General features: G+C 61.3%; 14 protein-coding genes. 3 read left to right on the forward strand and 11 right to left on the reverse strand.

What is annotated here, in order from left to right; genetic code table 11:
- Positions 1 to 41: 41 nt before the first annotated feature.
- Positions 42 to 998: a nucleoside hydrolase gene (locus tag DWB67_RS01410; RefSeq protein WP_119806142.1), complete on the forward strand. Its 957-nt coding sequence runs from the start codon at positions 42 to 44 to the stop codon at positions 996 to 998.
- Here the strand turns inward: DWB67_RS01410 and DWB67_RS01415 are convergent.
- The 9 genes from DWB67_RS01415 to pyrH all read right to left on the reverse strand — a co-directional run bounded on the left by DWB67_RS01415 (position 957) and on the right by pyrH (position 10,301).
- The gene (locus DWB67_RS01415; protein ID WP_119805705.1) at positions 957 to 1,661 is read right to left on the reverse strand and encodes an OmpH family outer membrane protein; all 705 of its coding nucleotides are present in this window, start codon (positions 1,659 to 1,661) and stop codon (positions 957 to 959) included. The genes DWB67_RS01410 and DWB67_RS01415 overlap by 42 nt on opposite strands.
- Positions 1,661 to 3,961: an outer membrane protein assembly factor BamA gene (bamA, locus tag DWB67_RS01420; protein ID WP_255418502.1), complete on the reverse strand. Its 2,301-nt coding sequence runs from the start codon at positions 3,959 to 3,961 to the stop codon at positions 1,661 to 1,663. The genes DWB67_RS01415 and bamA overlap by 1 nt, the downstream gene beginning before the upstream one ends.
- A gap of 100 nt (positions 3,962 to 4,061) precedes the next feature.
- A complete protein-coding gene (rseP, locus tag DWB67_RS01425) occupies positions 4,062 to 5,393 on the reverse strand; it encodes an RIP metalloprotease RseP (protein WP_119805707.1) in 1,332 nt (443 codons plus the stop codon).
- A complete protein-coding gene (gene dxr, locus DWB67_RS17965; protein WP_182911455.1) occupies positions 5,390 to 6,547 on the reverse strand; it encodes a 1-deoxy-D-xylulose-5-phosphate reductoisomerase in 1,158 nt (385 codons plus the stop codon). The genes rseP and dxr overlap by 4 nt, the downstream gene beginning before the upstream one ends.
- 3 nt (positions 6,548 to 6,550) lie before the next feature.
- Entirely contained in the window at positions 6,551 to 7,387 is an 837-nt protein-coding gene (locus DWB67_RS17970; RefSeq protein ID WP_182911456.1) for a phosphatidate cytidylyltransferase, read from the reverse strand.
- Positions 7,384 to 8,115 (reverse strand): polyprenyl diphosphate synthase, encoded by a 732-nt coding sequence (gene uppS, locus DWB67_RS01435; protein WP_119805708.1) that lies wholly within the window; start codon positions 8,113 to 8,115, stop codon positions 7,384 to 7,386. The genes DWB67_RS17970 and uppS overlap by 4 nt, the downstream gene beginning before the upstream one ends.
- A 7-nt stretch (positions 8,116 to 8,122) precedes the next feature.
- Positions 8,123 to 8,686: a ribosome recycling factor gene (gene frr / locus DWB67_RS01440; RefSeq protein WP_119805709.1), complete on the reverse strand. Its 564-nt coding sequence runs from the start codon at positions 8,684 to 8,686 to the stop codon at positions 8,123 to 8,125.
- Positions 8,687 to 8,785: 99 nt separating this feature from the next.
- Positions 8,786 to 9,571, reverse strand: coding sequence for an ion transporter (locus DWB67_RS01445; protein WP_119805710.1), 786 nt, complete (start codon positions 9,569 to 9,571; stop codon positions 8,786 to 8,788).
- A gap of 4 nt (positions 9,572 to 9,575) precedes the next feature.
- Positions 9,576 to 10,301 (reverse strand): UMP kinase, encoded by a 726-nt coding sequence (gene pyrH / locus DWB67_RS01450; RefSeq protein ID WP_119805711.1) that lies wholly within the window; start codon positions 10,299 to 10,301, stop codon positions 9,576 to 9,578.
- Between the two features lie 82 nt (positions 10,302 to 10,383).
- On the opposite strand from pyrH, the gene miaA reads away from it, so the two are divergent.
- Both miaA and DWB67_RS01460 read left to right on the forward strand, forming a co-directional pair.
- Positions 10,384 to 11,292 (forward strand): tRNA (adenosine(37)-N6)-dimethylallyltransferase MiaA, encoded by a 909-nt coding sequence (miaA, locus tag DWB67_RS01455; RefSeq protein WP_119805712.1) that lies wholly within the window; start codon positions 10,384 to 10,386, stop codon positions 11,290 to 11,292.
- 259 nt (positions 11,293 to 11,551) lie between these two features.
- Positions 11,552 to 12,427, forward strand: coding sequence for an AraC family transcriptional regulator (locus DWB67_RS01460; RefSeq protein ID WP_182911457.1), 876 nt, complete (start codon positions 11,552 to 11,554; stop codon positions 12,425 to 12,427).
- Here DWB67_RS01460 and DWB67_RS01465 read toward each other — a convergent pair.
- The gene (locus DWB67_RS01465) at positions 12,394 to 13,155 is read right to left on the reverse strand and encodes an RlmE family RNA methyltransferase (RefSeq protein ID WP_119805714.1); all 762 of its coding nucleotides are present in this window, start codon (positions 13,153 to 13,155) and stop codon (positions 12,394 to 12,396) included. The genes DWB67_RS01460 and DWB67_RS01465 overlap by 34 nt on opposite strands.
- Positions 13,155 to 14,276 (reverse strand): Ppx/GppA phosphatase family protein, encoded by a 1,122-nt coding sequence (locus DWB67_RS01470; RefSeq protein WP_119805715.1) that lies wholly within the window; start codon positions 14,274 to 14,276, stop codon positions 13,155 to 13,157. The genes DWB67_RS01465 and DWB67_RS01470 overlap by 1 nt, the downstream gene beginning before the upstream one ends.
- Positions 14,277 to 14,347: the final 71 nt, after the last annotated feature.

A 14,347-nucleotide genomic window follows, 5' to 3' on the forward strand; every position in this document is an offset into this window, starting at 1 on the left:
GCTTGCGCCTTTTTTCTGTGTCGCGCAGTCTTTGGCCAAAAATGCAAGGGAATGGAATCTTGGCACAAAAAATTATCATCGATACCGATCCGGGGCAGGACGATGCGGTCGCGATCCTTCTGGCACTTGCCTCGAACGAACTGCAAGTGCTGGGCATCACCGCTGTGGCCGGAAACGTGCCACTGGCCCAGACACAGCTGAATGCGCGCAAAATTGTCGAACTGGCAGGTCGCCCCGATGTTCCGGTTTTCGCCGGTTGTGAACGCCCCCTGTCGCGCAACCTTGTGACGGCGGAACATGTGCATGGCAAAACCGGTCTGGACGGCATCGAACTGCCAGAACCTGCGGTTCAGGTGCAAGCCGAACATGGGGTCGATTTCATCGTCAGGACCCTGCGCGAAGAAGATGCGGGCAGCGTGACCCTTGTCCCCATCGGCCCGCTGACCAACATCGCCGAGGCTTTCCGCCGCGCGCCCGACATCATCGAACGGGTGCAGCAGATCGTGCTGATGGGCGGCGCCTATTTCGAGGTGGGCAATATTACCCCCGCCGCCGAATTCAACATCTATGTCGACCCCGAAGCCGCAGCCGAGGTATTTGCGTCGGGTATTCCGCTGGTTGTTCTGCCGCTGGATGTGACGCACTCGGCCCTGACATCTGCCGATTGGGTGAAACATATGGCGGCACTGCCGAACCGTTGCGGACCGGCAGTGGCGGGTTGGACGGATTTCTTCGAACGTTTCGACAAGGAAAAATACGGCAGCCTTGGTGCCCCGCTGCATGACCCCTGCACCATCGCATGGATCCTGCAACCCGATCTGTTCAAGGGCCGACACATCAACGTCGAAATCGAAACGACAGGTCGCTTCACCACCGGCATGACGGTTGCCGACTGGTGGCGCGTCAGTGACCGCGCGCCCAATGCACTGTTCCTGCGCGAGGTGGATCGCGACGGGCTATTCGCCCTGCTCAGCGACCGGATCGCCCGTCTGCCCTGAGATATCGTCCTTATCCGGCAGGGGCACAGCGCCTTTGCCGTCACCCAATTCGGTGTTCAACACCTCGATCAGGTCGCTGGTCACATCAATGGCGTCCAGTGATACGAACAACGTGCGACGGTCCAGAACTGCGACGGCACCGCGGTCCTGCATTACCTGCCCCATAATCGGCAAAGCGGCGCGGAAAAATGCGCTGCGATCCGCCTCGGCCCAGCTGTTCAGCTGTTGCACGGCTTGGGCGCGCTCACGGCGCACCTCGGTCGCGCGCAAATCGAAATTTTCGGCCAAGGTGCGAAATTCAGCGGGTGGCAGTGTGCTGCGCTGTTCGGTCAGACGTGCTTCTTCGGACGACAGCAGCTGGGTCAGGCGTTCGTTTTCGGCGGCAATGACATCGCCCTCGGCCTCCAGCTGGGTTTGGGCGCGTGTGCCCCAGTCGGATGACAGATACAGCATATCCTGATCCAGCGTCAGGATCGGGGCCGTGACCAGATCGGCTTGGGTGCCCGGCGTGGTGATGGTACTTGTCGGCAGTTGTGCACCGGCCCGCCCCGGATCAGGACCGGGCATCTGGGGTGTCAGTTCTTCGTCCTGTGCAAAGACCGGTGTGGTGATGGCGGACAGTAGCATCCCGACCGCCAGCATACGTTTAAACCCCGAAGTCATCAGAACGTGGTCTGGATGGTCAGATCGAAGTTCTGTTCTTCGTCGTAATCTTCCTTTTTCAGCGCCTTCGAGAAGTTGAAGCGCAGCGGACCGATTGGCGTGGTCCAGAAGATCGAGGCCCCGATTGCCGCGCGGACATACATATCGTCGTCCACTTCCGTTCCATCGGTGCCAACCGCATCATCCAACCCCCAGAGCGAGCCGACATCAGCGAACAGACCTCCGGTGATGCCATATTCTTCCGGCAGACCAATGGGGAACTGGGCTTCGGTGCGAAGCGCCCAGTAATAGTTGCCCAGCAATGCGTCTTCATTGTCGGCAGTCAGATCGCGCGGACCGTAACCGCTGCTTTCAAAGCCGCGGATCTTGCTGCCGGTGCTGAAGCGATCCAGAATCCAGTTGGAATAATCGCCATAGGCGAAGACCGCCCCGCCTTCCAGTTCGGCGCGCAGGGTGATGTCATCGCGCCACGCGGTGCTTTCCACACCGGCCAAAGCTGTGGTGGTGATGGTTTTGGTATCACCACCAGCACCCGCAATATCCTGCGAGAAACGGAACCGGTAGGCGGTCAACGGGTCCAGACCGGTTTTGCGCGAATCCCACGAATAAGTATAGCCAAGCGCCGAGGTGACGCGCGACCCTTCCTCGTCCTGCAACAGGATGGAACTGTCCTCATCGACATCCAGCAGGGTGTTCTTGGAAATCTCGTAGCGCAGCGACAGACGGCCATTCGCAGATACGGGGAATTCGATCGAGGGGATTACCTTGACCGAACGGGTGTCATAGTCGGAATAATCGCTGTCGGTTTCGGTATAGCTGGTCGTAAAGCCAAGACGCAGGTCGCGGCCAAGGAAATAGGGTTCGGCAAAGCTGAAGCTGGCCGAGCTGTCATCGCTGGCGGTCGAAATCGCCAGACCGACCGACTGACCACGACCAAGGAAGTTGTTTTCGGAAATCGAGGCTGTGACCCCCACGCCCGAGCTGGCCCCGTAAGACGCCCCGAACGACAGCGACCCCGTGGGCTGTTCTTCCACTGCCACGCCGACAATAACCTGATCGGGCGTGCTGCCCTGACGTGTTTCGACCTGCGCATCGGCAAAATACCCAAGCGCGCGCACACGTTCAGCCGAATTGCGGATTTCACGCTGGTTGAAGGGATCACCCTCGACCGTGTTAAACTGGCGGCGAATTACTTCGTCCAGTGTAGTGGTGTTGCCTTCAATGTCGATACGCTCGACAAAGACACGTTCGCCACGGGTCAGCGCAAAGGTCAGATCCAGCGTCTGGTTGGACGGGTTACGCGTGATGCGCGGTTCGATATTGACGAAATTCAGACCCTGCTGGATGGCAATGGTTTCCATCCGGCGGATGGTCGTATCGATCACCGAAGGGTTATAGACCGCGCCTTTTTCAACGCGGTTCTGTTCCCCGAATGCCGCAGCATCAACGCCCGGAATTTCCGAAACGGTCGTGACATTCCCAAAGCGGTATTGCGGGCCTTCCTGGATGTTGAAGGTAATAAAGAAGGCATCGCGTTCGCGGGCGATTTCCGATGCGACAGCCTGCACCTTGAAATCGGCATAACCGCGCGACCGGTAATAATCGGTCAGCAGCTGTTCATCCAGCGGGATGCGTTCGGGGGCAAAGGTATCGCGGCGGATGAAGGTCCGCAGGATGCCCGCCTGTTTGGTTTCCAGCACGTTGCGCAGACGGCGGTCACTAAAAGCGCGGTTGCCGGTAAAGCTGATACGCTCGATCTCGGTGACGTCGCCTTCCTTGATCTCGAAAACCAGGTCGACGCGATTGCCGCTGCGGCGGATGATGCGGGGATCGACACGGGCGGCCAGACGGCCTTCGGTCGCATAGGCCTGTGCAAGGGTCTGGGCATCGGTGATAGCCTGGCTGGGCTGATAGACGCGGCGCGATTTGCTGCCGATAATCTCGGACAGGCGTTCATCCTTCAACCGGCGGTTCCCCTCGAAAGAGATGCGGTTGATCGTCGGATATTCGGCGACGGTTACGACCAGACGGTTGCCCTGCGGGGTCAGTTCGACGGTTTCGAACAGGCCGGAATTCTGCAGGCGTTGCAGGGCGTCATTTACCTGACCCGCGCTGACATCGCGCCCTTGCGGCAGGTCCAGAAAATTCAGGATGGTCGCGGTTTCGACCTGATTGTTCCCCTGAATGGTGATGTCATTGAACACAAGCGCCGCAGCCGGTGACGGGAAAAAGCCCGCAGGAACCGTGATCGCCAAGGCCGTCATCAGCGCCACAGCGCCCTTGCCCAGTTTCCGTGTCATCAAAGCCCCTCTTTTAGCCTTTACGCGCCCATAACGGGCTTGTCGTTTTACCATGTTCTGTAGCGCTTTCGGCGGGGGGCTGTCAAAAGCGCATCGCAGGTTACGGGCAGAAAAGATCGTTGGTAAGACCGAAAATCATCAGTCCCAGCACCATCACCATGCCGATTGTCGTCAAAAGGTTCAGTGCACGATCCGAGGGCGGACGTCCGCGCAGGGCCTCATAGACATAGAAAACCAGATGTCCGCCATCCAGAACCGGAATGGGCAACAGGTTCAGAAAGCCAATGGCTGCTGATAAAACCGCAATCCACCACAGGAAATTCGCACCGCCCGCGCTGGCGGCCTGTCCGGTGCTTTCGGCGATGCTGATCGCCCCGCCCAGATTGCAGCTGCCGATCTGGCCGGAAATCATTGCCCACATCCCCGTCAACGAAGATATGATAATGCCCCATGTCTGCGCGATGCCCAGACCGATCGCCTCGACCGGACCGGCACGGCGGGTTTCGGGCGAAAAGAAACTGTTGCCCCCCGTTACGCCGATCAGCCAGCGCTGTTCATAGCCGCCTTCGGCAGCTGGCAGATCCGACAGTTTGGGCCGCAGCGTCACCTGAATGGGATCGCTGCCCGCGCGCCAGATATCCATCACCAGCGGCTGACCTTCGGTCGCCTCGACCGCGTCGCGCAGCTGGGTAAAGCGCGTGACGGGGGTGCCCGCGATTGCTGTCACCACATCGCCTTCACGCAGACCCGCATCGGCAGCAGCACTGCCCGGTGCCACACCCGATACCCGCGCGGGCATCGGATCGGGGCCAGCGACGGTCATCTGTTGGCCATCGCGTTCCACACGCCAGTCCTGTTGGGCCGCGATGGGCAGATCCTGCACGGCACGCCCGACATCACCCCAGTTTTCCAGTTCGATCCCGCCAACGGCCAACAGCTTGTCACCCGCCTGCAGCTGGTTGACGATGGCAGGCGGCGCATCGGCCACCTGACCGACCTTCAGGTCAGGCGACGGCAGGCCCTGAAAAATCGCAAATCCGCCAAAGATCAGGATCGACAGGATAAAGTTGAACACCGGCCCCGCCAACAGCGTTGAAAACCGCGCCCAAAGCGGTGCGCCCTGCAACGTCTGACGCCGCAGCGCCGGATCGACCGTACGCCCCACACCGGCACTGGCTGCGTTTTCATCCCCCAGAAAACGCACATAACCACCCAAAGGCAGCGCCGCGATCTGCCAGACGGTGCCGCGCTTGTCGACGCGCGATGCCAGACGGGGACCAAAGCCGACGGAAAACACCTCGGCCCGGATACCGGACCAGCGGCCTACAATATAATGGCCGTATTCATGCACCGTCACAATGATTGCCAGCGCCACCACAAATGAGGCCAGCGTCCACAGGGTATTGCCTGCGCCAAGGATCAGATCGGTCATGCGGCGGCTTTCTGTCGTGCGAGCGCGTCCCAATGCAGGACGGTTTGCAGGGTGTCGGGGTCATTGCCAAAGCCCGCATGGGCGGTCAGAGCCGCCAGCGTAGCCTCGACCCTTGGGGCCATATCGGTAAAGCGGATACGGCCCGCGATGAAATCGTCCAGCGCCTGCTCTTTGGCAGCGTTGAAAACCGCGCCGGCAGCACCGCCTGCGGCCATCACCTCGCGCGCAAGGCGCAGGGCGGGCCAGCGGGTTTCGTCGGGCGCGCGGAACGTCAGGCTGCCCGCACCCGCCAGGTCCAGCGGCGGCACCGGCAGCGCACGGCGTTCGGGCCAATGCAGGGCAAAGCCGATGGCGTGCCGCATATCCGGTGCGCCCAGATGGGCGATGCTGCCGCCGTCGATATGGTTGACGATGGCGTGGATAATGGATTCGGGATGGACCAGAACCTTGATCTGGTCGGCGGTCAGGCCAAAGAACTCTTTGGCCTCGATCACCTCCATCGCCTTGTTGAACATGGACGCGCTGTCGATGGTGATCCGTTGCCCCATCGCCCAGTTCGGATGTGTCGAGGCTTGGGCCACCGTCGCCGCCGCCAGCCGTTCCAGCGGCCAGTCGCGGAAGGCACCGCCCGAAGCGGTGATGGTCACATCCTTGACACTGTCGAGGCTTTCACCCGCAAGCGCCTGAAACAGCGCGGAATGTTCACTGTCCACCGGCAGGATCGTTGCGCCGCTTTGCTGTCCCGTACGGCGCAGCAAAGCCCCCGCACATACCAGTGATTCCTTATTGGCCAGCGCCAGAACGCTGCCCTGTGCCAGCGCCGTCAAACCCGGTGCCAGACCCGCTGATCCTACAATCGCCGACAGGACCCAATCGGCGGGCATTGCCGCAGCCTCGATTAATGCGGCTTCACCGGCGGCGGCGCGAACGTCGCTGCCTGCGAGGGCCGCGCGCAGATCGTCCAGCAATTCGGGATAGGCCGTTACCGCAACCTGCGCCCGAAGATCGCGCGCTATTTCGGCCAGCTTGGCGATATTGCGTCCGCCAGTCAGCGCGACGGTGTTATAGGCATCCGCCCCACCCGCACGGCGGATCAGGTCGATACCATTCGCCCCGACCGAGCCGGTTGCCCCGAAAATAGAGATGCGTCGCATAGATCAGTTCACCACGGGCAGTCGGGTCAGCAGTCCGATCAGCATGGTCGCCAGAACAGCCCCTGTCACTGCGTCAAAACGATCCATAAAACCGCCATGCCCAGGTATCAGGTTCGAGCTGTCCTTGACCCCTGCCCGACGCTTCAGCCAGCTTTCGGCAATATCGCCCATCTGTCCGGCAAAGCAGACCAGCGGTGACACCCAGATCAATGCAGCATCACCCCAGCCCGTCAGCCACAGCAGCACGCCAAGAATACAGGCGCCGATCCAGCCAGCGATTGTGCCCGACCACGTTTTCTTAGGACTAAGCGCAGGCCAGAATTTCGGGCCGCCAAGGATGCGACCAAAGAAATATCCCGCCGTGTCCGAGATGATGATCACCCCCATCAGCCACAAGACGAAATGCAGGCCAAAGCTTTCGCGGAAACCGACCAGACCATAGGCCACCAGCAGGATCGCGATGCCGAAAATGGCATAGGTGCCGCGGTCGCGCTTGGCAGCCCCCGGCAGGCCCGCAAGGATCGGCGCCAGAAGCGCCAGCCACGCCCATGACCCGAAAGAAGTCAGCGCCACCGCCTGTGCCACACCGGCAATTGCGGCCAGTGCGACAGGTCGGCTGCGCCCGAACAGGGTGACGTGACGCGCAGGGTATTTCCACCCCGTCATCGCCGCCAGTTCCCAGAAGGTAATGGCCGATATGACGGCCATGCCCAACCGCAACCACAGGCCCTGCGCCACGGCCAACAGCACGCCGATCCCCAGCAGGACAAGGGTCGATGCGATGCGCCGCGACAGATCGGCCCAACGACCGCCGGACCCTATGGCTGACTTGTTGATCATACGCCCCCGAAACGCCGGTCGCGCATGCCGAATCGGTCCAGAATGGCCGCCAGATGGTCCGGCGTGAAATCGGGCCACAATGTCGGTGTGAATTCATATTCGGCATAGGCCGCCTGCCATGGCAGGAAATTCGACGTCCGCGTTTCCCCCGAGGTCCGGATCACCAGATCGGGATCAGGGTGGCCTGCCGTGTCCATGCAGTCCGACAGGTCATTCTCGGTCGCCGAGGAGATCTCGCCCTGTGCGATTTTCTGCGCCAGACGGTTGGTGGCGCGCAGAATTTCATCCCGACCGCCATAATTGATGGCGACCGTCAGGTTCAGCCGTGTATTGCCCGCGGTGCGCGCCTCGATCGCGGCCATCAGACCCTGCAGTTTGGGGTCCAGACGTTCACGGCCGCCGATAAAGCGCATCCGCACGCCCTCGCCCGCAAGGCCGACGGCCTCACGTTCGATATAGCGGCGGAAGATCTTCATCAGACCCAGAACCTCCTCGGTCGATCGCTTCCAGTTTTCGGTCGAGAAGGCATAGATCGTCAGCCAGTCGACGCCCATGTCGGGACAGGCCCGGACGATCTGTTTGACACGTTCGGCCCCGCGACGGTGCCCCACCAGACGCGGCCAGCCGCGTTCGGTGGCCCATCGCCCATTGCCATCCATAATCACGGCAACATGCCGTGGACGCGTCGTCGCGCCTGATGCCACAGATGCCTCCTTCGCCAATACCATTCCGCGCTTAAACCTGCATGATCTCAGCTTGTTTCGCCTCGAGCGCCTCATCGACAGAGGCGATCATCCGGTCGGTCAGGGACTGGATTTCGGTTTCCCAGAACTTCTGGTCATCCTCGGGCATGCCATTGGCCTTGCCCTTTTTGACCTTATCCATACCGTCACGACGCACGTTGCGCACCGAAACACGCGCGCTTTCAGCGTATTGGGCAGCGACCTTGGTCAATTCGCGGCGACGTTCCTCGTTCAGTTCGGGAATCGGCAGCATGATGATGGTGCCGTTCAGCTGCGGATTGATGCCAAGACCGCTTTCGCGCAGGGCCTTTTCCACCTTGCCGACCATGCCCTTGTCCCAGACGTTCAGCGTAACCATGCGGGGTTCGGGCACGTTGACGGTGCCCAGCTGGTTCACGGGGGTCATCTGGCCATAAGCCTCGACCTGGATCGGGTCGATCATCGAGGCAGATGCGCGGCCCGTCCGCAGACTGGCAAATTCGCTGCGCAGGCTATCCATCGCGCCCTTCATGCGGCGTTCCAGATCGTCGATGTCGATTTCAATGTCCTCGGCCATGGGGGACTGCCTCTTACGTTTGGATTTTTTTCGCTTGTAACCGTATTGCCCAAGGTTGGCAAAGCCTTTGCCCAACCTTGCGGCAGCATGCGGCGGGGGTCAATTGCGACGGTCGGACTGGCGGACCAGCATCTCCTCGATGGCGGTCAGTCGGGCCAGCATCTGGTCGCGGTATGCTTCTGTCGCGGCGGTCTCTTCTTCCTGATGGGCTTCCTGCATCGAATTGACGATCAGACCGACCACAAGGTTCATCACCGCAAAGGTGGTGACCAGAATGAAGGGCACAAAGAACAGCCATGCATGGGGGAATTCCTGCATCACGGGGCGCACGATGCCCATCGACCAGCTTTCCAGCGTCATGATCTGGAACAGCGAATAGGCCGAATTTCCCAGATCCCCGAACCATTCGGGGAAACTGCCCGCGAACAGCTTGGTCGCCATGACGGCAAAGATATAGAAGATAATCCCCATCAGCAAAAACACGCTGGCCATGCCGGGCAGTGCGGACAAAAACCCCTCGACCACGCGGCGTAGGCGCGGCGTGACGGATACGATCCGCAACAGGCGCAAGATGCGTAGCGCGCGCAGGACCGACAGCCCTTGGGTGGCGGGCATCAAGGCGATGCCGACCACCACAAGGTCAAAGATGTTCCAGCCGTCGCGGAAAAACCGCAGGTCGCGTGCAAACAGCTTGGCCGCAATTTCCGCCACGAAGATCGCAAGGCACAAGCCGTCCAGAAACAGGATCAGCGGCCCCACCCGCGCCATCACCGTGGCCGAGGTTTCAAGCCCCAGCACCACGGCGTTGAACAGGATGACGCCCATGATAAAGCCCTGTCCGGCAGGGCCGTTCACAATGCGGTCGACCCGCGCGCGCAGGGACATGGTCTTAGTTGTGAACGCGGGTATAGGTGCCGCGACCTTCCAGAATGGTCCGGAACCCGCCCAACTGGTCCAGCGAGAAGACGATGATCGGCAGCTTGTTGTCGCGGGCCAGCGCAATCGCAGAGGCATCCATCACGCCCAGATGCTTTTGCAGCACCTCGTCATAGCTGACGTTGCCGTAACGCTTGGCGTCGGCGTGCTTGACAGGGTCCTTGTCATAGACACCATCGACCTTGGTGCCCTTGAAGATCGCCTCGCAGTTCATTTCGCTGGCGCGCAGGGTCGCTGCGGTATCGGTGGTGAAATAGGGGTTGCCCGTGCCTGCCGCGAAAATCACGATCCGCTTCTTTTCCAGATGGCGGATGGCGCGGCGCCGGATATAGGGCTCGCAGACCTCATCCATACGGATGGCACTGATCACGCGGCAATGCAGACCCTTGGTTTCCAGCGCGGCCTGCATGGCCAGCGCGTTCATCACCGTCGCCAACATGCCCATGTAATCGGCGGTGGTGCGTTCCATGCCCTGAGCGCTGCCCTGAAGGCCGCGGAAAATATTGCCGCCACCGATCACCATGCACACTTCGACGCCCATGGCCTGCACGGCCTCGACCTCATTGGCGATGCGGGCGACGGTGGGCGGATGCAGGCCATAGCCCTGGTCGCCCATCAGCGCCTCGCCCGAGATTTTGAGCATCACGCGGCCATATTGCTTTGGTGTCTCGGTGGTCATCTGGGGCTCCTATCGCCGGGTCGCTTTCATCGCGCCGTTAAATGTCGCAAAAGACCCGCAGGATCAACTGTCCGGATGGCCCATGCTGAATTCTCACCTGACACAGATTGACGCGTCGCGCCACCTGCTGATCGCAGGCCCGACCGCCAGCGGCAAATCGGCGCTGGCACTGGCGGTGGCACAGGCGCAGAGCGGGCTGATCGTCAATGCCGACGCCTTGCAGGTCTGGTCCTGCTGGCGCGTCCTGACCGCGCGTCCGTCCCAAGCCGATGAAAACATTGCGCCCCATACGCTTTATGGCCATGTCACCCCCGACCAAAGCTATTCCGTCGGCGACTGGTTGCGGCAGGTTGGTGAACTGACCGGACAGCGGCTGATTATCGTCGGCGGCACCGGATTATACCTGACCGCCCTGACACGCGGCCTTGCCGAAATTCCCGCCGCGCCGCCCGAAATCAGGGCAACCGCAGATGCGCGACTGCGGGAATCAGGCGGGCTGCAATCCATGATCGACGCACTGGACCCCGCCACCCGCGGCAATATCGACCTGCAGAACCCCGTCCGCGTCCAGCGCGCATGGGAGGTGTTGCAGGCCACCGGTCGCGGCATTGCCGACTGGCAGGCCGATACCCCGCCCCCGCTGATCGCGCCCCGCGATTGCCAGCGGATCGTCATCACATCCGACCGCGACTGGCTGGCCAAGCGGATTGCACGCCGGTTCGACATCATGCTGGCCGAGGGTGCGTTGGAAGAAGTGCGCGCCATGTTGCCGCATTGGGACCCGGCCCGCCAATGGGCCAAGGCCATCGGCGCCCCCGAACTGGTCGCGCATCTGCAAGGCGGTCCCAATCTGGCGCAGGCGACACAGCTGGCGGTCATCGCATCGCGGCAATACGCAAAATCGCAGCGGATCTGGTTCCGGAACCGCATGAAGGACTGGGATATGTGGCAAGCCGGCAACGATGGGCTGTCTCCGTCAAAGGCTTTGTGAAACCAAAAGAGGGTTCTTGAGTTTCCTTGTATATGGGCAATAATCCGCCTATCCTACTTGGGAACGTATCAAGATGTCACTTTGGGAACGCACAGGCTGGACGGGGGGATTTCCATTCTCCCAGACGCGCCTCCGGCCACAGGGCCGGACAGCGGACGCACAGGTGGATGTCACGGCAGCAACAGTGCCTGATGCCGGTATGCCACACACACGTCGCACCCCATGGTTGCGAAGGGCTGCGCCGGCGGGACGAATCATTGTGCCCGATGCATTGGCGGTACGGGTCACGCCGTTATCGCGCCGTTATGCGCCGCGCAAAGCCAGCCTGCGGTTGTTCCCCTTGGGCGCGTTCACTTGGGGCAGCACCGGTAACCCGGTCCGCCCCCGCACGCGTCCCGACCACACGCTGATTTGGGTGACCCAAGGTAGCATGCGGTTGGATTTGCCACGCAATTCGGTTCTGCTGGGGGCCGGTGATATACGTTATATCCCGTCGGGCACCGCTTTTTCCGCAGTTCCGCAGACAGGTGCCGAAGGGCATGTGCTGACGATTTCACCGGAACTGACGACCGACGTCGATCCCGCCCTGCCCCAAAGCATGACGGCAGGCAGCGTTGGACAGTCCGGCCCCGCTATGTTGGTCAATCTGCAGGAACTGGTGGCCGAGGCAACCTCGGCACCTGACCGGCATGCCCTGACATGTCATTTGAACCTGTTGTCCTTGCGTCTGTCCAGACTGGACCCCGAACAGCATCAGGTCACCCGCCAGCAGGAAGCAACGGTCGACCGGCCCTTGGTGGACCAGTTCCTTGCCATTTCGGAACGCGAATTGGGATCGCTAAGGACATTGGCCGACACAGCGCAGGATCTGGGCACAACGCTGGCCCAGCTTGACCGCGCCTGCCAAGAGGCGAAAGGCCGTCGCGCCGTCGAGTTACTGCATGAATTACGTCTGGAACGGGCCGCCGAACTGCTGCGCCACACCGACCGGCCAATGGGCCGCATCGCAGTCGATCTGGGCTATGCCAGCCAGACCCATCTGACCCGTGCCTTCGTCGAGGCAACGGGCCGCACACCCGAGGTGTTCAGGGCGCAGATGCGTCAGCTGTCTTCGCCAGCCTCGGGGTCGGTGTGACGGTTGCGGCCATAAAAGCCGGTCGCGACAACAAATTTTTCGGACGAATCGCTGCGGCTGGCGGGCGGCTTGACGTTCACCACTTTGGCAAAGTTCTTCTTCAGCATGATCTGCATGTCGGTTTCAGCACCGCCTGCTAGAACTTTGGCGACAAATGTTCCACCCGGCTCTAGGACGTCAAAGGCCAGTTGGGCCGCAGCCTCGACCAAGGCAACGATACGCAGGTGATCGGTGCCTTTGTGACCCGATGCCGATGCGGCCATGTCCGACATCACCACATCGGCCGGCCCGCCCAGCCAACCCTTGACCAGATCATCTGCCCCTTCGGACAGGAAATCCAGCACATGGATGTCCGCGCCGACGATCGGATCGACCTCTTGCAGGTCCAGCCCCAGAACCGTGCCGATGGCCTTGCCGGATTTTTCGCCCAATGCATTCACACGTGCCACGGCAATCTGGCACCAGCCGCCGGGCGCACAGCCCAGATCGACCACGCGGGCACCGGGAACAAGGAAGCGGTATTTGTCGTCCAGTTCCAGAATTTTATAGGCCGCCCGCCCGCGATAGCCTTCGCGCTTGGCGCGGATGACATAAGGGTCGTTCAGCTGCCGTTCCAGCCACAGCTTGCTGGACATCTTGCGACCCTTGGCGGTTTTCACACGCACCTTCAGATCCCGTGCGCCGCGCCCGCTTGTCTTGCCTGCCCGGCTGATAGGTTGTTTCGTCATTATGCCACTCCGTTCAGTCCGTCAGGCTTTAACACCCCATCGCGCACCATCTGGGCATAAAGCAACCCCTCTCGAAGGCCACGATCGGCAACCGACAGCTTATTTGTCGGCCAGACACGCATCAACGTCTGCAAAATTGCCGCTCCCGACATGATCAGCGCCTGACGTTCGCGGCCGATGCGGGGGTCTGCACGGCGACCGTCCGGCCCCAGTTGCAGATAGGAATGGATCACACGGTCGATCTGGTCGCTGGTCATTTCCAGCCCGTCGACCTTGGTCCGGTCATAGCGGCGCAGGTTCAGGAAACTGGCCGCCACCGTCGTCACAGTCCCCGAGGTGCCGATGATCTGGAAACCGTCATCCGGCGATCCGTCGGCATAGGGGCTGAAATTGGCCAAGGCTTCCTCGAAAAACCAGCTCATCAGGGCGAAACGCGCTTGATCGTCCAGCACATCGACGAATTGGTCGCGCAAGGTTGCCACGCCCAAGGGAACGCTGATCCAGTCGACCACCCGCGCCCCACCGGGCTGCGGATTGCCGAAACCGTCCGACAGCCGCATGATCGCGCGTGGACGTTCCTTGGGTTCGACATCTTCCAGATCGATCCAGACCAGTTCGGTTGACCCGCCGCCGATATCGACAACCATCAGCGTCTCGGTCTTGTGACTGACCAGGGGCGCGCAGGAAATAACGGCCAGACGTGCTTCTTCCTCGGCGCCGATCACTTCGATCGGCAGGCCGGTGTCTCGACGGATCGAACGCATGAAATCGCGCCCGTTGCGGGCACGACGACATGCTTCTGTGGCCACAAGGCGCATATTCTGCACCTTATGCTGATCCAGCTTGCGCTTGCACACGTGCAGCGCATGGATGGTGCGCGCCATCGACCCGCGGGACAAACGTCCCGAAGCTTCCAGCCCGTGACCAAGCTGCACGGGCTTGGAAAAGCTGTCGATGACCTGGAACTGGCTGCCCGTTGGACGGGCAATCAGCATCCGGCACGAGTTTGTGCCAAGGTCGAGGGCAGCATACAGCGCCCCCTCCTCGGATTTCAGGGTGCCTGACGGCTCTACCGTTTTTATCGGGAACGCGTCTGCACCCGCAGGACGCTTGGGCGTCATGTTACGCCCTCCGATGACAAGTTAAACAAAAGGTAACGTGCCGCGGGGGGCCAATCAAGGGCCAGCGGTCC

The sequence above is a fragment of the Paracoccus sp. JM45 genome (assembly GCF_003590715.1).
Classification (GTDB): domain Bacteria; phylum Pseudomonadota; class Alphaproteobacteria; order Rhodobacterales; family Rhodobacteraceae; genus Paracoccus.